Origin of the sequence: Vibrio sinensis (assembly GCF_003605645.1) — a bacterium.
GTDB lineage: Bacteria > Pseudomonadota > Gammaproteobacteria > Enterobacterales > Vibrionaceae > Vibrio > Vibrio sinensis.
This window is the reverse complement of record NZ_QVMU01000095.1, coordinates 1-817: the sequence shown is the minus strand read 5'-3', so window position 1 is coordinate 817 and position 817 is coordinate 1. Positions and strand designations below refer to the sequence as shown.

General features: G+C 40.9%; 2 protein-coding genes. One reads left to right on the top strand and one right to left on the bottom strand.

The window, feature by feature from the left end; translation table 11 throughout:
* Window positions 1-140: antirestriction Ral family protein (locus DZ860_RS23840; RefSeq protein WP_120035727.1), on the bottom strand; the 140-nt coding region annotated here is incomplete at its 3' end.
* Window positions 141-349: 209 nt separating this feature from the next.
* On the opposite strand from DZ860_RS23840, the gene DZ860_RS23835 reads away from it, so the two are divergent.
* Window positions 350-751: a super-infection exclusion protein B gene (locus DZ860_RS23835; protein WP_243641913.1), complete on the top strand. Its 402-nt coding sequence runs from the start codon at window positions 350-352 to the stop codon at window positions 749-751.
* Window positions 752-817 lie beyond the last annotated feature (66 nt).

The following is an 817-nucleotide window of genomic DNA, read 5'->3' as shown; positions in this document are numbered from 1 at the left end:
GCCCATTTATCGACATATTTCCCATCTTCCATTACAGGAAACATTTCTTCAGGCTTAACCATGCATTCCGATTGCAGCTTGCATCCATTGCATCGCTTGAATTGTCCACACCATTGATTTTTATCAATAGTCGTAGTCATACGGATAGTCCTGGTATTGTTCCATCACATCCTGAGGATGCTCTTCGAACTCTTCAAATTCTTCTTCCATATATCACCTTAAATAGTGGATTGCGGTAGTAAAGATTGTGCCTGTCTTTTAACCACATCAGGCTCGGTGGTTCTCGTGTACCCCTACAGCGAGAAATCGGATAAACTATTACAACCCCTACAGTTTGATGAGTATAGAAATGGATCCACTCGTTATTCTCGGACGAGTGTTCAGTAATGAACCTCTGGAGAGAACCATGTATATGATCGTTATCTGGGTTGGACTTCTGCTTTTAAGCCCAGATAACTGGCCTGAATATGTTAATGAGAGAATCGGTATTCCTCATGTGTGGCATGTTTTCGTCTTTGCTCTTGCATTTTCGCTAGCAATTAATGTGCATCGATTATCAGCTATTGCCAGCGCCAGATATAAGCGATTTAAGCTAAGAAAACGCATTAAGATGCAAAACGATAAAGTGCGATCAGTAATTCAAAACCTTACAGAAGAGCAATCTATGGTTTTGTGCGCAGCCCTTAATGAAGGCAGGAAGTATGTGGTTACATCAAAACAATTCCCATACATTATTGTGCGCAGCCCTTAATGAAGGCAGGAAGTATGTGGTTACATCAAAACAATTCCCATACATTAGTGAGTTGATTGAGCTTGG